General features: G+C 65.7%; 21 protein-coding genes. 10 read left to right on the top strand and 11 right to left on the bottom strand.

The annotated features are described in order from the left end of the window. Window position 1: 1 nt before the first annotated feature. From ACQY5A_RS24805 to ACQY5A_RS24785, 5 genes are read right to left on the bottom strand one after another with little or no spacing between them, the layout of a single operon-like run. The gene (locus ACQY5A_RS24805) at window positions 2-1,477 is read right to left on the bottom strand and encodes an AMP-binding protein (protein WP_428343329.1); all 1,476 of its coding nucleotides are present in this window, start codon (window positions 1,475-1,477) and stop codon (window positions 2-4) included. Next, window positions 1,462-2,235 (bottom strand): SDR family NAD(P)-dependent oxidoreductase, encoded by a 774-nt coding sequence (locus ACQY5A_RS24800; protein WP_428343328.1) that lies wholly within the window; start codon window positions 2,233-2,235, stop codon window positions 1,462-1,464. Before ACQY5A_RS24800 ends, ACQY5A_RS24805 begins: the two co-directional genes overlap by 16 nt. 2 nt (window positions 2,236-2,237) lie before the next feature. Then, window positions 2,238-3,821: an AMP-binding protein gene (locus ACQY5A_RS24795; RefSeq protein ID WP_428342893.1), complete on the bottom strand. Its 1,584-nt coding sequence runs from the start codon at window positions 3,819-3,821 to the stop codon at window positions 2,238-2,240. Between the two features lie 14 nt (window positions 3,822-3,835). Beyond that, complete coding sequence (locus ACQY5A_RS24790; protein ID WP_428342892.1) at window positions 3,836-4,570, bottom strand: GntR family transcriptional regulator; 735 nt, start codon at window positions 4,568-4,570, stop codon at window positions 3,836-3,838. After that, window positions 4,563-6,170 carry an SMP-30/gluconolactonase/LRE family protein gene (locus ACQY5A_RS24785; RefSeq protein ID WP_428342891.1) on the bottom strand — a complete coding sequence of 536 codons (1,608 nt, stop codon included), beginning with the start codon at window positions 6,168-6,170 and terminating at the stop codon, window positions 4,563-4,565. The genes ACQY5A_RS24790 and ACQY5A_RS24785 overlap by 8 nt, the downstream gene beginning before the upstream one ends. A gap of 194 nt (window positions 6,171-6,364) precedes the next feature. Between ACQY5A_RS24785 and ACQY5A_RS24780 the strand changes: the two genes are divergently transcribed. From ACQY5A_RS24780 to ACQY5A_RS24755, 6 genes are read left to right on the top strand one after another with little or no spacing between them, the layout of a single operon-like run. Further along, window positions 6,365-7,213 (top strand): SDR family NAD(P)-dependent oxidoreductase, encoded by an 849-nt coding sequence (locus ACQY5A_RS24780; RefSeq protein ID WP_428343327.1) that lies wholly within the window; start codon window positions 6,365-6,367, stop codon window positions 7,211-7,213. Then, entirely contained in the window at window positions 7,210-8,580 is a 1,371-nt protein-coding gene (locus tag ACQY5A_RS24775) for an aromatic ring-hydroxylating oxygenase subunit alpha (RefSeq protein ID WP_428342890.1), read from the top strand. The genes ACQY5A_RS24780 and ACQY5A_RS24775 overlap by 4 nt, the downstream gene beginning before the upstream one ends. After that, window positions 8,577-9,758 carry an LLM class flavin-dependent oxidoreductase gene (locus tag ACQY5A_RS24770; protein WP_428342889.1) on the top strand — a complete coding sequence of 394 codons (1,182 nt, stop codon included), beginning with the start codon at window positions 8,577-8,579 and terminating at the stop codon, window positions 9,756-9,758. The genes ACQY5A_RS24775 and ACQY5A_RS24770 overlap by 4 nt, the downstream gene beginning before the upstream one ends. A 46-nt stretch (window positions 9,759-9,804) precedes the next feature. Then, window positions 9,805-11,655 carry a flavin-containing monooxygenase gene (locus tag ACQY5A_RS24765; protein ID WP_428342888.1) on the top strand — a complete coding sequence of 617 codons (1,851 nt, stop codon included), beginning with the start codon at window positions 9,805-9,807 and terminating at the stop codon, window positions 11,653-11,655. Then, window positions 11,648-12,583, top strand: coding sequence for an SDR family NAD(P)-dependent oxidoreductase (locus ACQY5A_RS24760; protein WP_428342887.1), 936 nt, complete (start codon window positions 11,648-11,650; stop codon window positions 12,581-12,583). Before ACQY5A_RS24765 ends, ACQY5A_RS24760 begins: the two co-directional genes overlap by 8 nt. After that, window positions 12,567-13,757, top strand: a complete 1,191-nt coding sequence (locus ACQY5A_RS24755) for a CaiB/BaiF CoA transferase family protein (RefSeq protein ID WP_428342886.1) — start codon at window positions 12,567-12,569, stop codon at window positions 13,755-13,757. The genes ACQY5A_RS24760 and ACQY5A_RS24755 overlap by 17 nt, the downstream gene beginning before the upstream one ends. Before the next feature lie 271 nt (window positions 13,758-14,028). On the opposite strand, the gene ACQY5A_RS24750 is transcribed toward ACQY5A_RS24755, so the two are convergent. Beyond that, on the bottom strand, window positions 14,029-14,337 hold the full coding sequence (locus ACQY5A_RS24750; RefSeq protein ID WP_428342885.1) for a hypothetical protein: 309 nt from the start codon (window positions 14,335-14,337) through the stop codon (window positions 14,029-14,031). A 248-nt stretch (window positions 14,338-14,585) separates the two neighbouring features. On the opposite strand from ACQY5A_RS24750, the gene ACQY5A_RS24745 reads away from it, so the two are divergent. From ACQY5A_RS24745 to ACQY5A_RS24735, 3 genes are all read left to right on the top strand, one after another. Then, entirely contained in the window at window positions 14,586-14,828 is a 243-nt protein-coding gene (locus ACQY5A_RS24745) for a hypothetical protein (protein WP_428342884.1), read from the top strand. Between the two features lie 5 nt (window positions 14,829-14,833). Further along, a complete protein-coding gene (locus ACQY5A_RS24740) occupies window positions 14,834-15,226 on the top strand; it encodes a type II toxin-antitoxin system VapC family toxin (RefSeq protein WP_428342883.1) in 393 nt (130 codons plus the stop codon). Between the two features lie 348 nt (window positions 15,227-15,574). Beyond that, window positions 15,575-17,647: an acyltransferase family protein gene (locus ACQY5A_RS24735; RefSeq protein WP_428342882.1), complete on the top strand. Its 2,073-nt coding sequence runs from the start codon at window positions 15,575-15,577 to the stop codon at window positions 17,645-17,647. A 51-nt stretch (window positions 17,648-17,698) separates the two neighbouring features. Here the strand turns inward: ACQY5A_RS24735 and ACQY5A_RS24730 are convergent, their stop codons facing one another. From ACQY5A_RS24730 to ACQY5A_RS24710, 5 genes are all read right to left on the bottom strand, one after another. Beyond that, window positions 17,699-18,358, bottom strand: a complete 660-nt coding sequence (locus ACQY5A_RS24730) for an O-methyltransferase (protein ID WP_428342881.1) — start codon at window positions 18,356-18,358, stop codon at window positions 17,699-17,701. Window positions 18,359-18,401: 43 nt separating this feature from the next. Next, a complete protein-coding gene (locus ACQY5A_RS24725; protein ID WP_428342880.1) occupies window positions 18,402-19,343 on the bottom strand; it encodes an NADP-dependent oxidoreductase in 942 nt (313 codons plus the stop codon). A 37-nt stretch (window positions 19,344-19,380) separates the two neighbouring features. Then, complete coding sequence (locus tag ACQY5A_RS24720; protein WP_428342879.1) at window positions 19,381-20,136, bottom strand: L,D-transpeptidase; 756 nt, start codon at window positions 20,134-20,136, stop codon at window positions 19,381-19,383. A gap of 212 nt (window positions 20,137-20,348) precedes the next feature. Next, a complete protein-coding gene (locus tag ACQY5A_RS24715) occupies window positions 20,349-20,756 on the bottom strand; it encodes a TIGR03668 family PPOX class F420-dependent oxidoreductase (RefSeq protein ID WP_428342878.1) in 408 nt (135 codons plus the stop codon). An 18-nt stretch (window positions 20,757-20,774) separates the two neighbouring features. Then, on the bottom strand, window positions 20,775-21,536 hold the full coding sequence (locus tag ACQY5A_RS24710; protein WP_428342877.1) for an SDR family NAD(P)-dependent oxidoreductase: 762 nt from the start codon (window positions 21,534-21,536) through the stop codon (window positions 20,775-20,777). Window positions 21,537-21,734: 198 nt separating this feature from the next. Between ACQY5A_RS24710 and ACQY5A_RS24705 the strand changes: the two genes are divergently transcribed. Then, window positions 21,735-22,763 carry a S1C family serine protease gene (locus ACQY5A_RS24705; RefSeq protein WP_428342876.1) on the top strand — a complete coding sequence of 343 codons (1,029 nt, stop codon included), beginning with the start codon at window positions 21,735-21,737 and terminating at the stop codon, window positions 22,761-22,763. Window positions 22,764-22,782: the final 19 nt, after the last annotated feature.

Below are 22,782 nucleotides of genomic sequence, written 5' to 3'. Positions count from 1 at the left end.
CTCAGACCAGTTGCAGACGCAGGTCCTTCTTCAGTACCTTGCCGTAGCTGTTCTTCGGTAGTGAGTTCACGACCAGGTATCGCTTCGGGCGTTTGAAGCGGGCGATGCGGTTCAGCAGATGCGCGTCGAGATCGGTGGGGTCGGCCGCACCGACGATGAAGGCGACCACAACCTCGCCCCACTCCTCGTCGGGCGCCCCGACCACGCACGCTTCCGAGACGTCAGGGTGTTCGAGTAGAACTTCCTCCACCTCACGCGGATAGATGTTGGAGCCGCCGCTGATGACGACGTCCTTCGAGCGGTCGTGCAACGTCAGGTAGCCACGCGCGTCGAACGAGCCCATATCGCCGGTGCGTAGCCAGCCGTCCCGCAGCGTGTCGTCGGTGGCCGCGGGATTGCGCCAGTAACCGCCCATCACGACATCGCCGCGGCAGACGATCTCACCGATCTCACCTACCGCCGTCCGCGTGCCGTCGTCGCGGAGCACCGCGACCTGCGTGCCCGAACGTGCGTAGCCGACCGAGCCCAGGACCGCATCGTCGGCGTGCTGATGGTCGGCGCGGCGCAGGCCGGTGATCGTCATCGGTGACTCTCCCTGACCGTAGATCTGCGCGAACACCGGGCCGAATGCCGCCAGCGCCTTTTTCATGCTCTCCACATACATCGGACCGCCGCCGTAGATGATGGTCCGTAGTTGTTCCGGACGGGCGCGCCCCGTCTCGATCACCCGCTGCACCATGGTCGGCGCCAGGAACGCGCTGCAGCCCGGATGGTGCTCGCAGAGGTCGAGAAACTCGCCCGGCTCGAATCCGCCACGCTCTGAGATCACTTGCCGCGCGCCCCGTGAGACGTAGGCCGGGATGTAGAGGCCAGAACCGTGCGACATCGGCGCCGCGTGCACCAGGCTGCACTCGTGGTCGGGATTGTCCATGTCGGCCAGGTGCGCGACCGTCATCGCCATCAGATTGCGATGGCTGAGCATGGCGCCTTTGGACTTCCCGGTGGTGCCGCTGGTATAGAACAGCCAGGCCAGCGTCGACGGCTCTGTGGACGGAACGACGGCAGGTGTGGCGCTGAACCGACCTGAATATGATTCGGAGTCAACGGCTTCCACCGAATAGCTGGAATCTAGGTGGGCGGCGATCGAGGATGAGGCGAAGACGTGCGAGGCTTCGGCGTCGTCGAGGATCTGCGCCATCTCGCGGGGATGCAGCTTGTAGTTCATCGGCACCGCGACACACTCCGCGGCCCAGATCCCGAACAGCAACTCGATGATCTCCGGGCGGTTCTCGCTGGCGATCGCGATCCGCGCGCCCGCCGGGTAGTGGCGGCGGATCGAGCCGGCCAGCCGCAGCGCGCGGTCGTGCAATTCGCTCCAGGTGCAGCAGCGTCGGCGGCCGTGGTACACCGCGTCGTGGTCGGGAAAGCGTTGCGCGGCTTGATCCAGCAACGCAAACAGGTTCACTGTGCCGTCCACTCCGAGGTCAGCGCGTACTTCGACAGGTACTTCGTCGAACTCCACCCGCCGTCGACGACGATTGTCTGACCGTTGATGAAACTGCCTCCCGGAGAGCACAAGAATGCCACCGTGCTCGCCACGTCGTCGACGGTGCCCAGCCGCTGGTGCGGGGTCATCTCGACCTGCATCCGGCGAAACCGGGGATCCTGTAACCGTTCTTCGGTCATCGCGGTCTGAATGACGCCGGGAGCGACAGCGTTACAGCGGATGCCGTGCGCTCCGTACTGGCAGGCGATGTGGGTGGTCAACGCCGTCAAACCGCCTTTCGCCGCCGAATACGGACCACCGCGCAGCCCGCCCACGACAGCGAACGTCGACGTGATGTTGATGATCGCCGAACCGGCCTGCATGTGCGGCAATACATCTCGCGCAAGCCGAAACGGTGCCCGCAGCATCACGTTGAGGAAGTGGTCCAACGTCTCGTCGTCGGTGCCGTGCAGCGGGGTCGGGTTGCCGACCCCGGCGTTGTTGATCAAGAAGTCCACCCGGCCCCAGCGCTCGACGGCTGCCGACACAATCCGTGCGGGCCCGTCGTCGTCGGTCACGTCGACCGCCACCGTCTCGATACGGTCGGGATCATTGATGGCGGAGGCCAACTCGGTCAGTCGCTGCTCGTTGCGGCCGGTGGCCAGGACGGCCATGCCCGCATCGGCGAGCTTGGTCGCGCACCCGAATCCGATACCGCCGCTGGCGCCGGTCACGATCGCTACCTGCATGGTCATCCGTCCGTCGTCGTCAGGGCCGACTGGATGCGGTGCTTGAGCACCTTGCCGGCGTCGTTTCTCGGTAATGCCTCCCAGATGACCACCTGCTCGGGCGCTTTGAAGATAGCGACGCCGTGGGACTGCAGGAAGACGCGAAGGCTGTCCACGTCGGGATGTGGTTCATCGTTGGGCACGACGACGGCACAAGCCCGTTCGCCGGTGCGGGCATCGGGCAGACCGATAATGGCGATCTCCGCGACACCGGGATGGCCGATCAGAATGTCTTCGATCTCTTTGGGGGCGATGTTCTCGCCGTTGCGGATGATGATGTCCTTGGCCCGCCCGGTGACGAGGAGGAAATCGTCGTCGACCCAGCGAGCCAGGTCGCCGGTGCGGAAATAGCCTGCGTCGTCGAAGGATTGGGCTGCGTCGGCGGCATGCAAGTAGCCGACCAGCATCTGCGGGCCCCGGGCGTGGATTTCGCCGCCAGTGCCGTCACTGCCGCGCAGCGCGACCTGGGCGAAGCCGGGCCGTCCATCGGTGTCCGCGGCATGGTCGGGGTCCAGCGGCGCGCCGACCGTGGTCACCGGAACTTCGGTGGAGCCGTACACCCGGGTGACGGCGGCGCGATCGAAATACCCTGCCGCTTTGCGGATCAGCGACGGCGACACCGACGCGCCACCGCAGACGAACAATTTCAGCGCGGGCAATCGCGTGCCGGCGCGTTCGGCCGCCACGAGCAGCTGCTCCAGAAACGGTGTCGCACCGGCGATATGGGTGCACCCCCGTCGTCCGATGAGCTCGACCGCGGCGTCGGCGTCCCAACGGTCCATCAGCACGGCCGACGTACCAAGCAGCAGTGGGCATTCGAATGCGTAGATGCTTCCGCCGATATGAGCGATCGGCGACGGCACCAGGAACCGATCACCCGGTAGCAGCTGCCAGTGTTCGCGCAGTTGGGTGATCAACGCGTGCACGGAGTTATGGCTGTGCAGAACGCCTTTCGGGCGGCCGGTAGTGCCCGATGTGTAGAGAATCATCCGCACCGCATCGGGATCCAGCCTGGGCAGGTCGATTGTCGGCGTCGCCCCGGGTAACGGTGTGCCGTCGCGCACCACGACGACCTCGGGTGGGTCCGCCAGCTGCGCGACGACCCGGGCCAGCATTTCCGCATAGTCGTGCCGGCCGAACACCGCCGGAACGAAGATCATCCGGGTGTTCGCATCCCCCAAGATGAACAGCAGCTCATGGTCCCGCAGCGAGGGGAGAATGGGGTTGACCACCATGCCGGCGAGCGTTGCCGCAAGGTAGATGACCGCGGCCTCATGCCAATTGGGCAGCATGAACGACACGACGCTGCCGATCGGCATCCGGTCCAGCATCACTGCGGCCAGCTCGGTCGCCTGCTCGTGCAGGCTGCGGCAGTCCACCTCGTGTTCGCCGTCGATCAGCACCACCCGCTGCGGGGTGCGCTGCGCGGCGTCGGCGAGCGAATCGGCCAGGGTCTCGGGCACCCACCAGCCCCGCGCGTAGGCTTCCGCGGCCCGCTCGTCGTCCCAGCGGACCAGTCGCCCGCCGATCAGTTTGGTGTTCGACATCGCCGCATCTGAGATTAGCCGCGGACCCGTCGCATCGTCATCGTGTGACGGAAACGGGACGCGGGATGCGTGTTGATGGTCAGCTGCGCGACTTCACCGTCAGAGGTCGCATAGGTGCGGTGCACTTCGAGCGCGGGGCTGCCGACGTCGACGCTGAGTTGCTCGGCCAGCGTCGGCGAGATCAGCACCGCGGCGATCTCCTGACGGACCTCGACGATACTCAGCCCGAAGATGTCTTCGACGAGCGGAAAGATCGGGCCGGTGTGTCGGGGCAGCAATCGGCCGACCCCCGCGAACGCCCGATTGATGTAGTACTCGGTCCGGCAGACCGGATACTTGGCCCCCTCGATCCGGCGAAAGCCTTTGACGGCCAACCACTCTTCGCCGATGTCGAGCCCGGTCCGGGCGGCCAGCTCGTCGTCGACGACCGTCATCCCGGTGGATTCGATCGCAAACTGCGCCCCGGTGGCGAAGGCCAGCAGGTCGTTGATCGAGACGACGTCCTGGACGTAGGAATCCGACGACGGGCGTGGCACCACGAGTGTGCCGGCTCGTGGCCGCGATGCGACGAGATTGTCGTCGCGCAGCCGTCGCAGTGCCTCCCGGACGGTGTATCTGCTGACCGAAAAGCGTTCGCAAAGTTGATGTTCAGTGGGCAGCTGCGACCCCACCGGGTACACGCCGTCGACGATCTCTTTCCGCAGCGCGCGGGCGACCTGCAGGTAGCGGTGGTCGGTGGTGTCAGCCATCGTGACCGCCCCGTCGAAACGCCAGCAGGCTGCCGTCCGCATCGGCCGACACATACAGCGTGCCGTCGGGCCCGGCGGTGATGCCGGCGAACGGTCCCTGCGGCCCGGAGAACGGTGGCATGCCCTTAAGCGGCTTGGGCACCACACCGGCTGCGGCGCCGAGCGGCAACCCGGAGGCGATCGTGATCCGCGACCCGTCGTCGAGATCCACCTCGACTAGCTCCTTGGCGCCGGCGTCGACGACGTAGAGCCGATTATCGTCGACCAGAATGCCTTGCGGACGGTCGAATTCGGCGGCCACGGTCTTTCGTACGGACCCAGTGAGCGTGATCACCCGACCGCTGCCGGCCTCCGACACCAGCCACCCGCCGCCGGGCGCGACCGCGACCCCGATCGGATCGGCCAACCCGGACGCGATCACCTCGGCCCGGCCGCTCCGGATCGACACCACCCGTCCCGTCCCGAGTTCGGCGGCCGCGATCGTCCCGTCGGCAGCGATCGCCACGCCGTAGAGCTGATCGAACCCGTCGGCCAGCACGTCGCTTTCGCCGTCCGCGGGCCGGTAGCGCGCGATCTGCCCACCGGATGTGGTGACGACGAACTCGCCCGGTCCGGCGGAAGCGAGCCCGCGCAGGAACCCCGGATATCCCGGAGTGAACAGCATGCCCACCGTGTGCAAGGTGCGGTCGGGACACAGCGCGTAGAAGTAGGTGCCGTCGGCGACATACAGCCTGCCGTCGGCGCCGACGGTCAGATCCAGTGGCCAGTTCAAACCCCCCGGCAGCAGGGCCTCGGTCGAGCCGTCAGCAAGGATCTCTGTGATCTCGCCGGTGAAGTTCGAGACGAACAGCCGGTCGCCGACGAAAGTCGAATTGTCCAGGCCCGGTCTGAGGTTCGCCAGCACCGTCTGGTCGCCGGTGCGCGGGTCGATGCGCAACACCTGGCCGCTGTGCACCTGAGTCGAGACGATGCGCCCGGCCGAGTCGAATTTCGCCGAGTCCGGCACGCCGAGGCCGGACGCGACCGTCTCGGGTTCGCCCCCGTCGAGGCCGATGCGCCAGATCTCGTTGGCGCCCATCACCGGGAAGTACAGTAAGCCGTCCGGGCCCACTTCCATCGCGTTGGGCGACGGGACGTTCTCCGAAAGTACCCGCGGCGCGCCGCCGTTGAGGTCCAGCTCGAGAAGCCTTCCGCCCTCCCGGCATTCGCCGATGAACAACCGGCCGTGGTGCACGGTGATGCCGTTGGCCGAGGGGATGTCCGCGCGCAGCACGCGGGTATGGCCGTCGGCGCCGCGCACGCTGACCCGACCGTCCATCACCTCGGTGGCGTAGAGATCACCGTGCGGGCCGAACGCCACATCGTCGGGCGCGATGATGTCGCCGCCCTTGGCGCTGATGATCTCCAGGTGCCCGGTGCCGACGTCGAGCGCGCTGATCTGGCTGCCGGTCACCTGTGCGATGTAGATCCGGCCGTCCGGCCCGGTGCGCAAGCCGTTGGCGCCGAACAGCCTGCTCGGCGGGGTGAGCCGCTCCATGCGCCAGCTCGCCGCGAGGGTCGGTGACCCCGCTGCGCCGGAGCGGCCTTCCTGCAGCAACATCGGTGATGACCTCCGTACCGTGACGTCACGGCCGTTTCAGCCGGTGACGTTAGCAACCGATCCTGGTCCGGACAATAGCCCGCCATAGTTGCGCCAGTGCCACTTGACTGTCGGCCATTTGCAGAGAATCATATTCTCAATTACGCGCATTTCGATGTGTTGTCCGGACAATACGTAGGCGAATTCTCACAGTGATCGATAATCTGCTCGATCTGCATGGGCGCGTGGTCATCGTCGCCGGCGCCGCTGGTGGCGGCATCGGCACCACCGTGGCCCGCATGGTCGCCGAGGCCGGCGCGACGGTCGTCGCGGTCAGCCGAGGCAAGGACAACCTCGACACCCACATCTCTCCGCTGGTCGAACGCGGACTGCCCATCGTTCCCGTCGCTGCGGACGTCGCCACCGAAGACGGCGTGGCCGCCACGATCGAGCAGGCGCTGCGTGTCGACGGCGACCTGCACGGCCTGGTCAACGTGGCGGGCGGTGCGTCGCCGGGGACCTGGATGCCGTCGACCAGGGTCAGCCGTAGTGACTGGCGCGATCTGTTCGAACAGAATCTGGAGACCGCGTTCTTCATGAGCCAGGCGGTGGCCGCGGAATTGAAGGCCGGCCGTCGTCGCGGATCGATCGTGTCGATCTCCTCGATCAGCGGCATGAACACCGCGCCGTTCCACATCGCCTACGGCACCGCCAAGGCGGCGATCGCGGCCATGACGCGCACGATGGCCGTGGAACTCGCCGCCGACGAGATCCGCGCGAACGCGGTGGCCCCCGGCGTCACGGCGACCCCGGCCTCGCTCACCTACGTCGACGACGATGCCGAACGGGATCGCCGAGCGATCGCGATGGGACGCCGCGGCCGCCCCGAAGAAATCGCCGGCGCCATCCTGTTCCTGCTGTCCGATCTGTCCAGCTACATCACCGGCCAGACCCTGCTGGTCGACGGGGGCCTGGACCTCAAGTGGACACACCTGGACGCCGACAACACGTCACTTTTCCTCAAGGACGAATCCTTCCGGGCGGCGATAAGGAGCACGGAATGACCGACGTCAAAGTCGAAGCGCCCGAGCAGCTTTCCGCTCCCCTAACCATCGGCGTCGAGGCCTACCTGTCCGAGGACTACGCCCGCGCCGAGCGCGACAAGTTGTGGCGCAAGGTGTGGCAACAGGTCGGACGGGTCGAAGATCTGCCCAAGACCGGCAGCTTCCTCACCTACGACATCCTCGACGACTCCGTCATCGTGGTGCGTACCGGTCCGGACACGTTGAAGGCCCACCACAACGTCTGCGTGCACCGCGGTCGCCGCCTGGTCGACACACCAGAGCGCACGAAAAGTGGGTGCGGGCAGAAGAAGTCGTTCGTGTGCGGGTTCCACGGCTGGACCTACGGCCTGGACGGTGACTGCACCCACATCCCGGAGCGACAGGACTGGCAAGACTCACTGACGCCGCAGAACACCCACCTGGCCCCGGTGCACGTCGACACCTGGGGCGGCTGGATCTTCGTCAACCTGGATCCCCGCTGCGAGCCGTTGCGCGACTATCTCGAGCCGGCCGCCACCATGCTTGATCCGTTCGGGTGTGAGAACATGCGGGTAAAATGGCGCAAATGGCTTACCTTTCAATGTAATTGGAAGGTGGCAATCGAAGCGTTCAACGAGACCTACCATGTCGCTACCACCCACCCGCAGTTCAACAAATTCGGCACCTTCCGCGGTTGGGCGAAGGCGCAGGGCAAGCACAGCAACATCGGCTACGACGCACCCAAAGATCTGACCGAGACCAAGTCGAAGATTCGGCTCGGTACCGGAGATCCGCGGATCTCGACGGCGGAGATGCAGGTGTACACGTTGGAGGAAACCAACGCCACCACCACCAAAACGCTGGTGGATGCGGCGAAGCGACTGGCCGACGAGCTGCCAGAGGGCACCCCGTCGGACCAGGTACTCAGCCATTGGCTGGCCGCCGCGCGAAGCGACGACGCGGCCCGCGGGGTGATCTGGCCGATCATCGATCCCGAGCACCTGGCCCAAAGCGGTACCGCCTGGCAGATTTTCCCGAATTTTCAGATCGGACAGGGCCTGACGACCGCACTGTGCTACAGCGCGCGGCCCAACGGGTACGACCCCAACAGCTGCATCTTCGAGGCGGCTTGCTACGAGCTGTACCCCGAAGGCCAAGAGCCGCAGACCGAGTGGACGTATCTGGAGGCCGACGATCCCGACTGGCGCACGGTGTTCCCGCAGGACTTCTCCAACATGGCCGCCGTACAGCAAGGCATGAAATCACTTGGCTTCACCGGAACCAAGCCCAACCCCTATATGGAACGCAGCACCGTCAACCTGCATCGCAACCTCGCCGAATACATGGGCACCGGTGCGCCGCAGAGCGTAGCGAAGGAGCAACGTTGAAAGTCAACCTCGGTTTCGGAACACATAATTCGCACGACTGGGACGACCGTGTGCTGGCCGGAGACTTCAGCCGACCGCCGGCAACTCCGGACTGGGAGTGTGTGCAGGGCACGCTCGAACTCGCCGATCTGGCCGAGCCCCTCGGATACGACGGCATCTGGATGCCCGAGCACTGCGGAACTCCCTACGGCATGACGCCCAACCCGATCCAGACGCTGAGTTACTTCGCCGGGCGGACCGAGCGGGTCGGCCTGGGCACCTTCGTCGCCGTCGCGCCGTGGTGGCATCCGATTCGGCTGGCGCACCAAATCGCTTATCTCGACATCATTTCCAAGGGCCGCTACACCACCATCGGGATCGGTCGTGGGGTGTCCAAGAGTGAGTTCGACGCGGTCGGTGTGCCGCGTGAGGAAAGCCGCCAGCGGTTCAACGAAACGCTCGACATCCTGGAACTGGCCTTCTCCGGTAAGCGCTTCTCCTACGACGGCGAGATCTTCAAGGTTCCGGAGATGTCACTTCGCCCGGAGCCGTTGAGCGGCGACCTGTTCTCGCGGATCTACAGCTCGTCGTCGACGGCCGAGTCACTGGAGATCCTGGCCCGTCGGGGCATGGTCCCGCTGTTCGTCGGCAACAAGCCGATCGAGGATGCCGGCCGGGAAGTGCAGAAGGTCAACACCTTCCGCAAAGAGGAAGGGTTTGCGCCCTGCCAGCCGAAGAACGTCATGTTCATGTACTGCACACCCGACGCCGACGGTGCCGCGCGATCCGAAGAGTGGATCTGGACCGCCAACCGCGATGTCACCGTGCATTACGGATTCGCCGACGCGTCGAACTTCAAGGGCGTCAAAGGTTACGAGGCCTACGCGTCAAGGGAAGCGACCGCGACAGCGGTGTTGGCCTCGTCGGTCACCGGTGACGACATGAGCAAACCGAAGACCGCCGGCTACCACGCGTCCAACCTGCTGATCGGAACGCCGGACGAGATCTTCCACCGGATCCAGGCCGCGCAGGAAGCGTGCTCGTTCCAAGAGCTCACCATCGTCCCGCAGTTCGGCACCATGCCCTACGAGGACGCGATCGCCAGCACCCGGCTGTTCGCCAAAGAGGTTCTGCCGCAGGTACAGAAGATGGCCGCGCCGTTGCACCCGGCCGCTCTTCCGGAGAACGCCCTGGCATAGCGCTGTCGACGATGCAGAACGCAGTGATGAGGAGGAGCAGCGCCGTATGACGGAGCGCGATTGTCAGCAGCCGACCGATACACCCGACGACGTCGACATCCTGGCGCTGCGCGAGAAGTATCAGCATGAGCGTGAAAAGCGCTTGCGCTCCGAGGGTTCTAAGCAGTACGTCGAACTCGAAGACGACTTCGCCGGATACTACGAAACCGACCCGCATTCACCGCCGCTGGTGCGCGACCCGATGGCCGAGGACATTGACGTCGCGGTGATCGGTGGCGGCTTCGCCGGTCTGCTCTGCGCCGCGCATCTGAAAAAGGCCGGCGTCAACGACGTCCGGATCATCGAGCTCGGTGGTGACTTCGGCGGAGTCTGGTACTGGAACCGTTACCCCGGAATCCAGTGTGACAACGAGTCCTATTGCTACATACCGTTGCTCGAGGAGCTCGACTTCATGCCGAGCAAGAAGTTCGCCGACGGTGCAGAGATCTACCAGCATTGCCGCAACATCGGCAAACATTTCGGGCTGTACGACGGTGCGATCTTCTCCACCCAGGTCCGCGATCTGCGATGGGACGACCCGGGTAAGCGCTGGCGAATCAGCACCGACCGCGGCGACGACATACGTGCCCGGTTCGTGGTGATGGCGTCCGGACCGTTCCACCGGCCCAAGCTGCCGGGCATCCCCGGCATTAAGGACTTCGCGGGGCACAGCTTCCACAGCTCGCGGTGGGACTACTCCTACACCGGCGGCGACAGCACGGGTGGGTTGGACAAGCTCGCCGACAAGACAGTCGCGCTGGTGGGCACCGGCGCGACCGGCATCCAGGTGACACCGTTCGTCGCCCGTCATGCCAAGCACCTCTACGTCTTTCAGCGCACACCGTCCACAGTCGACGTCCGTAACAACACCCCGACCGATCCGGAATGGGTGAAGTCGCTGCAGCCGGGCTGGCAGAAGGAACGCCAGCGCAACTTCCACTCGTGGACGTTCGAAGGGATGGCGCTCGGACAGCCGGACCTGGTCTGCGACTTCTGGACCGAGCTCGGCCGCAACACCGCGGCTCGGGTACTCGCGCTCGAAGACGCGGCCGCGCTGAGCCCGGAACAGTTCATGACGATCCGCGAAGAAGAAGACTACAAACTCATGGAGCGGCTCCGGCGTCGCGTCGAGAGCATCGTCGCCGATGACGACACCGCGGAAGTGCTCAAGCCGTATTACCGATTCCTCTGCAAGCGGCCATGTTCCAACGACGACTACCTCGAAACCTTCAACCGACCCAACGTCACGCTGGTCGACGTATCCGCGACCAAGGGGGTGCAGCGGGCAACCGAAAAGGGTCTGGTCGCCAACGACATCGAATACCAAGTCGACTGCATCATCTACGCCAGCGGGTTCGAGATCACCACCGAGATGAGCCGCCGGTACTCGATCGACGCCATCGAGGGCCGGGACGAACTCACGCTGTTCGACTACTGGGCCGACGGGTACCAGACCCTGCACGGGATGACAAGTCGCGGTTTCCCCAACCAGTTCTTCACCGGCTTCACCCAGGTCGGTATCTCGGCCAACATCGCCGCCAACTACGAACTGCAGGGCGAGCACATCGCGTACATCATCGGCGAGGCGATGGAGCGTGGCGCGACAACCGTCGAACCCAGCCAGCGGGCGCAAGACGAGTGGTGCACCGCTGTCAAAGAAACCGCGATCGACAACTCGGCGTTCGACTCCCACTGCACGCCAGGCTATTACAACAACGAAGGCGGCGGCGGGGGAGAAGGCATCCGGTCGCACCTGGGCCAGCCGTACGGGCCGGGCTTCTACGCCTTCGGTGACCTGCTCGCGCAATGGCGCAACAACGGTGACATGGACGGTCTCGTGCTGGGAACCGATGAGTGAGCTGAGGTTCGACGATCGGGTCGCCGTCGTCACCGGCGCCGGCCGGGGACTCGGCCGTTCCTACGCGCTGCTGATGGCCTCGCGGGGAGCCACGGTCGTCGTCAACGACACCGGTGCGAGCCTCACCGGAGACGGCGGCGGCACCGGTCCGGCCGAGGAGGTGGTGCGCGAGATCGAAGCGGCCGGCGGAAAAGCCCTCGTCTGCACAGAATCTGTCGCGACAGCCGCCGGCGGTGAGGCGATCATCCAGGCGGCGCTCGACCACTACGGCCGCGTCGACATCCTGGTCCACAACGCCGGCACCGTCCGCCGTGCCGCGCTGACGGACATGAGCTACGACGACTTCGACGCGGTGCTCGACGTGCACCTGCGCGGTGCGTTCCACGTTGTGCGTCCGGCGTTTCCGTTGATGCGGGCCGCGCACTACGGGCGCATCGTCCTGACATCGTCGATCGGCGGGCTCTACGGCAACCACGACATCGCCAACTACGCGGTGGCCAAGGCGGGCGTCATCGGGCTGTCCAACGTCGTCGCGCTCGAGGGTGCAGCCGACGACGTGAAATGCAATGTGATCGTGCCGTCGGCGGTAACCAGAATGGCTGAGGGACTTGATACTTCGGCGTATCCGCCGATGTGCCCGGACCAGGTGGCGCCGGTGGTCGGGTGGCTGGCTCACCAGTCCTGTTCGATCACCGGCGAAATGCTGATCGCGGTGGCCGGCCGGGTGGCCCGGGCGGCAGTGGCGGAGTCGGTGGGGGTGTACCGACCGTCGTGGTCGATCGAAGACGTCGGCCAAGATCTGGACGCGATCCGGGACACCGCAGCGCCCTTGATATTTCCCGTCGTACCCGATGGCCACGCCGAACATCTGCGCTACAGCTTCGCTCGGGTCGAGCGGGAAGGAGCCGGTGATGGTCAACGGCGCTGAACCCAGACATTCCGGCCCGCTAGCTGGGATCCGGGTGGTTGACCTCACTGCGATGGTGATGGGCCCCTACTGCACTCAGATCATGGCCGACATGGGCGCGGACGTGATCAAGATCGAGTCCCCGGACGGCGATGACACCCGCTACATCTCGGTCGGCCCCGCTGCCGGGATGAGCGGGGTGTTCGTCAACGTGAACCGCGGTAAGCGGAGCGTGGTCCTCGATCTGCGCTCCGAAGCCGGCCGCTCCGCGCTGCGCGCACTGATCGTGACGGCGGACGTATTCATCCATTCGATGCGGGCCAAGGCAATTGCGCGGCTGGGGTTCAGCTACGACGACGTCGCCGCGATCAACCCGGCGATCATCTACACCAACTGCTACGGCTACGGCCACCGCGGGCCGGACCGGGACCGGCCGGCCTACGACGACACCATTCAGGCCGAGTGCGGATTGCCGGCAGTTCAGGAGCTACTGACCGGCGAGGCCAACTATGTGGGCACCATCATCGCGGACAAGGTGGCGGGTCTGACCGCGATTTACGCGACGACGATGGCGCTGTTCCACCGCGAACGAAGCGGCGAAGGTCAACAAGTAGAGGTCGCCATGTTCGAAACCATGGCATCGTTCATGTTGGTCGAGCATGCCAACGGTGCCATGTTCGACCCCCCGCTGGGGCCCGCGATCTACCCCCGGACAGTGGCGCCGAACCGCAAGCCGTACCGCACCAGAGACGGCTACATCGCTGCGTTGATCTACAACGACCGGCACTGGTCTGCCTTCATCGACGCCGTGCAACCCCCGTGGGCGAGTGACCTGTATGCCACGCTTGAGCGGCGGGCACGCCAGATCGACACGGTGTACGCCCTGTTGGCGGAGACGCTCACGGAGCGAACCACCAGCGAGTGGCTGGAACTGTTCCGCGAGCTGGAGATTCCGGCGGCCCCGCTACAGACGCCGGCCGCGCTGTTCGACGATCGGCACCTCAACGCCGTCGGCTTCTTCGAGACGGTGGACACCGAGCACGGACCGGTGCGCTTCCCTGGTGTGCCGACCTGGTTTTCCCGGACCTCCGGCCACGTCGCAGGTCCGGCCCCGCAGCTGGGTGCCGACACCGCGGAGGTGCTCGACGAACTCGGGCTGGGCGCCGAAGTTGCGTGCGCCCCTTCAGGTGAGTAAATAAGATGCCATTTCTATACCTGCTTGAATTTGAGTTTGCCCCGCAAAGAGCGCGGCAAACGTCATCAAGCACGGCATCGACTTCGCTGTGGCGCAGTCCATTTGGATGAAAATGCCCGGATCACTCCGTACGTCGCTCACAGGAAAACGACGTGGCGATCCATGAAGGCTAAGGAGTTCGACAAGCGGTTCGACGCCGGCGAGGACATGGCCGCCGCCCTAGACACGGCACGGGCGCGGCGGCCCGCCGAGGAACTGCGCATCTGAAAAATCAGTCCAGCTGTCGCGGCGAGACCCGTTCCCACCAGTCGATAGTTTCACCGTCGGTGGCCATCTGGTTGAGGATGTGAGCAATCATCTCGATGTGCGATCCTCCACCGCCCGAACAGCAGAACTTCCACAGCTCACGGGCTGCCCGGTGATAGTGGTGGATCGTCTCATCGACGGTGAAGGCGTCGACCTCGCCGGAACGGTAGCAGTCGATCGCTATCGCAATGTATCCAATGAGCTCACCTAGTCGCGCCTCGTGATAGCCGGCCACGGCTTCTCTCGCGGCCCGGCGTTCGGCCTTCGTTCCCATGGCGAGACGATACCCACCACGGCCATTTCGCGGTGTATGGAATTACCTCGCGCTCGATGGAATAGGACGTGGTGATCGGCGCGTCATCGCCGATGAGGGGCACGTTGTTTGTGCGAGCTACATGCGGGTTGAAGCGTGCGGGAAGATTCTTCAAATAATCTGTTTAGAGCGGCAGTGCGATGGACATCTTCGCCGCCGCACCCCAAGGTGGGTGCAGTCTGCACCCACCTTGGGGTAGGATGGTCAACATGCCCAAGGTCGTGCAGATCCGCGATGTGCCTGACGATGTCCATGATGCGTTGGCTCAGACGGCGCGGGCACAAGGGCTTTCGCTGACCCGGTACGTATTGCGCGAACTGGAACATCTGGCTCAGCGGGCACAAGTAACACGGGACAACGCTGCGGTCATTCGCCAGACCCAAGCCAGGATTCTGGCCCGGACCAACCGTGACGTGATCTTGTCGGTCTTGCACGAAGGCCGCGGAGATTGAGGATCGTGGACGCCGGTGTCGTTGTGGAACTGGTCGCCGGAAACCTTGATCCCGACCTGCTCGGCGACGAAGAACTGGCGGCCCCGCACCTGCTCGACAGCGAAGTAACGCACGTGCTCCGAGGCCTCGTCCGACGTGCCGTCCTCAGCGAAGAGCAAGGGACCCTGGCACTGGACGGATTCACCCAGCTGACGCTGACCAGGTTTCCAGCGGATGGGCTGCGAGCAAGAATGTGGGCTCTGCGTCACAATCTGAGTGCTTACGACGCAACCTACGTGGCACTAACTGAAATGACCGGCGCCACATCGCTGCTCACCACCGATGCCCGACTGGCAAACGCGCCCGGCGCTCAATGCCACATACAGCTGCTGGCTGAGGGGCCGAGTCGAAACGTGTGAGTTGCGAGCGAATGCTGCGGCGACAACCGCGCTGCTCAGCGGTTGTGCCCGCGGCAGTTTGTGCAAGCAAGGCGAATCGCGTTGTGGAAAGCCAGGGGTGACAGCCGGTGCATAAACGGCACCAGTGTCGCGCCACGCCCGGCTCGGCATAGCGCGGAGTTGGGGCTCAGCAGCATATTTCAAGCGCCGCCGCGTCGTGTCTGCCGCTGACGCGCACTGCCCCGACCTAAACTGACGCCTGCATCAAGCAGGGAGGGGCACCCGAGTATCGGCGCCAAAAAAGCCGCCGACCAGGACACCGGTCGACGCGCTGGAGAGGTGAACAGAGAACCGGCCGGGGCGTACCCCGTGCCGGTTCATTCTGCTCGGAAGCTTCGCTGGGTCGCCCCGCCACCGCCGACCCGACCCGCCGCCCGCAAGACGAGCGACGGTGACGAACGTCGCCCGGGCATCCGCGCGCTGGACGGCCTACGCGCACTGGCCGTCGGACTGGTGCTCGCCGACCACGGCGGCATCCCGGGCATGGCCGGCGGGTTCCTCGGCGTCGACGTGTTCTTCGTGCTCAGCGGTTTCCTGATCACGTCGCTGCTGGTGGACGAACTGGGCCGCACGGGCCGTATCGACCTGGCCGGCTTCTGGATTAGGCGGGCCCGCCGACTGCTGCCGGCGCTGGTCTTGATGGTGTTGACGGTGGCCGCCGGGCGCCAATTTTTCTCCCCGGAGGCGATCGCCAGCCTGCGCGACGACGCCGTCGCCGCCTTCTTCTGGGTGGCGAACTGGATGTTCGTCGCGGACAAGACCGGTTACTTCGCTCAGGGATCTCCGCCGTCACCGCTGCAGCACGCCTGGTCACTCGGCGTGGAAGAGCAGTACTACATCGTCTGGCCGCTGGTCCTGGCCGCGGTGGCGGTGGGACTCGCGATCCGCGCACGTCGCCGGAACACGCGGGCCACGGTCGGCGCGGTACGCCTCACGGTCTTCCTGCTGGCCACGCTCGGAACGCTGGGATCCGCCGCCACCGCGATCCTGCTCGCGTCCGACTCGAACCGCGATCGGGTCTATTTCGGGACCGACACCCGGGCTCAGGCGCTGCTGGTCGGCGCCGCGGCGTCCGCGCTGCTCATCGGCGACTGGCCCGCGCTCAACCGCGGGTGGTCGCTGATCCGCTCCCGGACGGCGAAATGGATCGCCCGGCTGCTGCCGGTGATCGGCCTGGCGCTGCTCGGCGCGGCCGTGCACTTCGCCACCGGCAGCTCGCGCGAGTTCCGAGGCGGCCTGCTGATCGCGGTCGCCGTCGCGGCGGTGCTGGTGATCGCCCCGGTGGCACTGGATCAGGGCGGACCGATCGCCACCGCGCTGGCCTGGGCTCCGCTGGCCTGGCTCGGCGGCATCTCGTACAGCATCTACCTGTGGCACTGGCCGGTCTTCTTGGTGCTCAACGGCCAACGGACCGGCTGGCACGGTCCGTCGCTGTTCGCCCTCCGTTGCGCGGTGACGCTGGCCATCTCGGTGGTGTCGTGGTGGGCGATCGAGCAACCGGTCCGAAAGTGGCGCCCGGTGCGGGTGCCGCTACTTCCCCTGGCCGGCGCTACCGCGGCAACCGCGGCGGCGGTGACGTTGCTGGTGGTTCCGGTGGTTCCGAAGGCCGGTGTCAGCGCACTGGATGCCAGCCTTCCGCCCGGTGTGTCGCCGGTTGCGGTGGTCTCGCCGTCGCCGGCCGAGGGCGTCCGGCCTGCGCGGGCGATCACCAAGCGGGACCCGCGGCGTCCCTTCACGGTGTCGGTGTTCGGCGACTCGATCGGCTGGACGATGATGCACTTCCTGCCGCCGACGCCGGGGTTCCAGTTCGTTGACCACACCGTGATCGGCTGCAGCCTGGTGCGCGGCGGACCGTACAGCTATCTCGGCCAGGCCCTGGACCAGAAGAGCGAATGCGAATCCTGGCCGGGCAGATGGACCTCGCAGATCACCGCCGATCAACCGGACGCCGTCCTGTTGGTCATCGGGCGCTGGGAGACCGTGGACCGGGTCAACGAGGGACGGTGGACCCACATCGGCGACCCGGCCTTCGACTCCTACATCAGCGCGGAGTTACGGCGCGCGGTCGACATCCTCAGCTTCAGCGGTGCGCCGCTGACCGTCGCGAACCTGCCGTACAGCAGACGCGGTGAACGGCCGGACGGCAGTCTGTATCCCGAGGATCAACCCCAGCGGGTCGACGAGTGGAACACCATGCTGGGCAAGATGATTGGCAATCGCCCGGACGTGCACGTCCTCGACCTCAAGAAGAAGCTGTGCCCTGAAGGCAGGTACACGGCCGACGTCGACGGCATCCATGTCCGTAGCGACGGCGTGCACCTCACCGAGGAGGGCGTCCAGTGGATGACGCCGTGGCTCGAGCAGTCGCTGAAACCGCGGTGAGCAGTCGCTACACAGTCGGCATCTATAGAGTCACTAGCCGCCGCCGACGACTTACGGGGCCGCGAAGCAGCTGAGCTCCATGCTGTCGCTGTCGCGGACAGCGAAATTGAAACTCACGTAACCGCTTTCGCTGCCGTGGACGTAATCGAGGTAAGTCCGGGTGTCCGGGCTTTCGGTGTTGTCGGCGATGACAAGGGCACCCGGCGACAACTTCGGCTCCAGCAGCTTGATCACCGGAAGGTACAACTCTTTCCAGCCGTCGAGCAGGACGAAGTCGACCGGCCCGTCCAGTTCAGCGAGCGTGGAGAGGGCGTCGCCTTCCAAGACGGTGATCAGGTCGTCCAGGCCGGTATCGGCAAAGGTCTGCTTGGCGGCGGCGATCTTCGTCTCGTTGATCTCGGTCGTGACCACCCGGCCGGAGCCGTTGTCACGCACCGCCGAAGCCAAGTGCAGCGCTGAAATACCAAAGGACATCCCGAATTCCACAATAGTGGCCGGCTTGGTCGCCCGCACCAGCGAGTACAGCAGCCGGCCTGACTCCGGGGTGACGGGGATATAGAACTCGCTCATCGCGTCGGCGCGTTCCTTGACGGTCGCGGAGGCAGACATATTGGGGCGCCGCTCGCGCAGCAACGACATCTGGTCCTGCGCCTCGGCGTACATCCGGTGCAGGGTGTCCGCAACTCGGGGTTGTTGCAATGTAGTAGCCATGCCGTCGAGCCTAGGCCTTAATGAACGCTCACGGCCACTTACCTCATCCGGCCGACTGCGGCAGCAGCACGATCTTGCCGTGGGTGTGCCGTTGCTCGAGTTCTTCGAACGCGGCGACCACCCGGTCCAGCGGATAGGTGGCGGCAACATCGAAGTCCAGTGCGCCGGAGACGATCAGATCGGCAATTTCCTGCAGCACAGCCGGGGTCGAAGCCTCGGCGCTGCCTTCTGCCTTTGCGCCGACTTCGGCGGCCTTGGCAAACGAGATGATCGTGTTGACTCGCTCGGGTGGCACACCGAGGTCGATGGCGAGCTCTACATATTGTGGCCCGAACAGATCGATGAACGCATCGACGCCATCCGGGGCGGCTTGCCGAAGACGGTCAGCCAACCCGTCGCCGTAATCGACCGGCTCGACGCCGTGCGCGCGGAGCCATTCCGCATTGCCCGACGATGCGATGCCCAGCACCCGCACGCCGCGTTGCGCAAGCAGTTGTACGACCAGGCTGCCGACTCCGCCGGCTGCCGCCGAGACAGCGACGGTCTCGCCGGACTGCGGCGAAACCGCGCGTACGGCGGCGTATGCGGTGGCGGCCACGACGTACAAGGAACCTGCGACCTCCCAACTCAACGCCGCTGGTTTGCGGATCAATTGATCCACCGGCACGGTCGTGTGGGTGGCGTGGCTCGACCGCTGGAAACTGAACCCGAGCACCTCGTCGCCGACGGCGAAATCGCGGACGCTGTCACCGACTCCGATGACGACGCCGGCCAGGTCACTGCCTTCACCGGACGGGAACGTCGCGGGAAACTGCTCGTGCAGGGCGCCGGTGCGGATGCCCGCCTCGCCGGGGTTGATGCCGGCCGCCCGAACCTCGACGAGCACCTCGCCGGCGCCGGGCGCGGGCCGTTCGATGTCGGCGACGTAGAGGACCTCGGGTCCGCCGTAACTGTCAAACCGAACCGCGCGCGTCTGTGTGCTCACCATGCAGGCGCCAACTCGTCCTCGGGCGGATGTATTCCTAGGCGACCACGTTGATCGGGTCGCCGAGGTGGACCGTATCGAAGTACCACGCGGCGTTGTCCGGGCTGAGGTTGATGCAGCCGTGACTGACGTTGGCGTAGCCCTGCGAGTCGACCGACCACGGCGCCGAATGCACATACACACCACTCCAGGTGACCCGGACCGCGTACTGCGCAGTGATCTTGTAACCCTCTGACGATTCCAGCGGAATGCCGATGGTGCGCGAATCCATAACCACCGTGCGCTCTTTCGACAGCGCGGTGAAGTTTCCGATCGGCGTCGGGCGGCTGGCCTTACCCATCGATGCCGGCATCGTGCGCAATACCTCACCGTTCTGGGTGATCGTAAAAGTGTGCGCGGAGATGCTTGCGGTGCCGACAACTTCGTTGCCGGTCTCGAAACCGGTCGACAATGCGTGCACCCGAACGCCGACGTGGCTGTGCGCGGGCCAGTAGCCGTCTGGCTTCCATTCGACGATGTTCGGTTCGGGCCAGTCGAACGTGCCCGTCATGTGGTTGGGCGCAGTGACTTTGATCGCCCGCTCGGCTGCCGAGCGGTTGGTGACCGGGCCGGTGAACGTGACGATCACCGGTTGGGCCACCCCGACCACCGCGCCGTTGGCCGGCAGGATCGAGGCGACTGCGCCGGATGGGGTCGGCGGTGCGATCGCCGCCATGCCCGGGGCGGCGGAGCCCATCACGGCCAGCGTGGCGACCGATGTCGCCAGCCAGCCCGTTCGAATCGCTCTACCCACCGTGTCCACCCTCCAAGGCGATGCGAACCCCCCGCTCGCGTTGCCTCCAATATGCCCTATGTTCCGCTCAGCAAAGGGAACATTGGTTGCGCAGGTCGCAGTTAGTGCCTCATTCTACAGGGCATATGCGCTGCTGAACGGCGTATTCACGTCGGCTCGTCCCGCGTCGGGTGCTCAAGTTGACCGCGAGTTGGCAAGCAAGTCCGCCGCCGTCACCCGTGCCAGCTGCTCCAGTGCCCCACCGCGACGGCGATCACCGGGCCGGTCAGTGAAACTGATTGGTACTGAACATATTTCGCGCGCAAGAGGTCCCGTCCCGCGTGCAGTGTGCTGCCATCGTGATGAATGGTCGCGAGCCCGTCGGCGCGGACCCACCACAGCTGCGCCCAGTCCTGCGCGTAATGGTCGACGAGCAGGCTCACCTGCGGGTTGTCCTCGATGTTGGCCAACCGACGCAACCGCTGCGTGGTCTTCGGTTTGGCGTCCACTGCGGTGTAGACGACCCCGTCGTGCAGCGCGAACACCACCGGTACCAGGTGCGGACGGCCGTCGTCCGCGACGGTGGCCAGTCGGGCTACCGGCGCTTGAGCGAAGCGGGCCTCGAAATCGAAGTCGGGCATAGGAGTTGACGGACAGGGCTAGTTAATGGACAGGCCGCCGTCGACGACGATCGTCTGCCCGGTGACGTACCCGCCGGCCGGCGACGCCAGCCACACCGCGGTGGCGGCCAGCTCGCGGTCATCGCCGAGGCGGCCCAACACCAGTCGATGCGACTGGCTCTCCAGGTACTCGGGCGGATACTCGTCGGTCATCTCGGTTTTGAAGAACCCCGGAGCCAGTGCGTTGACGCGAATTCCCTTGCGCGAGCCCCACTGCTGCGCCAGGTCCCGGGTGAGCCCGATGATCGCGGCCTTACTCGCGCTGTAGGCCGCCTGCGGAAGGCCCGCGGTGGTGATCCCGAGGATGCTGGCGATGTTGATGATCGAGCCTCCGGGTTGCATGACCCGCCCACAGGCCTGCGCCATCCAGTACGAGCCGTTGAGGTTGACGTCGATCACCGACCGGAATTCTTCGGGTGTCTCCCGAGTCGCCGGGTGGGCGGTGCCGACGCCGGCGTTGTTGATCAACACGTCGACCCGGCCGAATGTCTGCATGGCGGCGTCGACCAACGCCTGGCTCTGCTCGGGCACGCTGACGTCGGTGGCGACCGTCAACGCCTTGCGCCCGCTCGCCTCGACGAGCGCTGCGGTGTCGGCCAATCGGTCGACACGCCGCGCCCCCAGCACGACGTCTGCGCCGGCCTCGGCGAAGACCTGGGCAAACGACACCCCCAACCCCGACGAAGCCCCGGTCACGATCACCACTTTGTCGTCGAGTCGGAACGAATCAAGAACGCTCATACCAAGGACACCTTTGCCGTTGAGTTGCCGTCCAGCCGGACCTTTGAAGCTACCGTCCACTGGCACATGCACCAATCGTCGATATGCCCGTTTCAGCGACGCACGCTACGGTTAGATGAACCACGTTGTGTCGTCGTCACTTACCCGTGGCGACATTTCTGGTTAATCCGGGCTGGAACTCACGCAGGAGGTGAAGGGATGAGCGGATCGCACCGCCGCAAACCGCGGAGGTCGCTGAGCTTGCTCAGTCTGTTGGCAGCGGCAGGACTTGGTCTGGCCACGGTGCCCGCGAACGCGTCGCCCGTGATGCCGCCCCCGCCGCGGGATGCCGCCAGCGCGGCCGCGCAGGTAGGCCCCCAGATCGTCGACATCGACGCCAAGCTGGGGTATCAGAGCGCCGTTGGCGCCGGGACCGGCATCGTGATCGACCCCAGCGTCATCTTGACCAACAACCACGTGGTCGCCGGCGCGACCGACCTCACCGCGCGGTCCATCGCGAATGGCCAGACCTTCCCGGCCAGCGTGATCGGTTTCGACCGCCAGCACGACATCGCTGTGCTGCAGCTCGCGGGCGGCGGGCTGCCGGCGGCCAACATCGGCAACTCCGACGGCATCAGCGTCGGCGAGCCGGTGGTGTCGCTGGGTAACGCCGGTGGTGTCGGTGGAGCGCCGAGTGTGGAGCCCGGGCGGGTCGCGGCGCTGAACCAGACGGTATCGGCGAACGACGCGCTGACCGGCAGCACCGAGACACTGGTCGGGTTGATCCAGATCGACGCGAACATCCGCCCGGGCGATTCGGGCGGCCCAACGGTCAACTCCGCCAACCAGGTGATCGGCATGAACACCGCCGCATCGCAGAACTTCCACCTCGGCCGCGGCCAGGGCTTCGCGATCCCGATCAACGAGGCGATGGCCATCGCCGGGCAGATCCGCGCCGGCGCCTCGTCGCCGAGCGTGCACATCGGTCCGACGGCATTCCTCGGCGTCGGAGTCAACGACGCCCCGGGTGGCGGAGGCGCGATCGTCCGCCAGGTGATTCCGACCGGACCCGCCGCCGCGGCCGGGCTCGCCCCGGGTGACGTGGTCACCGCGATCAACGGTCAGCCGGTCAACTCGGCCACCGCACTGACGAACATCCTCGATCAGCACCACCCCGGCGACCACGTCAGCGTGGGGCTGAGGGGCCGCGACATCGACGTGCAGCTGGGAGACGGCCCGCCCGGCTGATGCCTTAAGGCCGCAGCTC

The organism is Mycobacterium sp. (assembly GCF_965277065.1).
GTDB lineage: Bacteria > Actinomycetota > Actinomycetes > Mycobacteriales > Mycobacteriaceae > Mycobacterium.
Note: the sequence above shows the minus strand (reverse complement) of the source record. Positions and strands in the feature narration are given on the sequence as shown.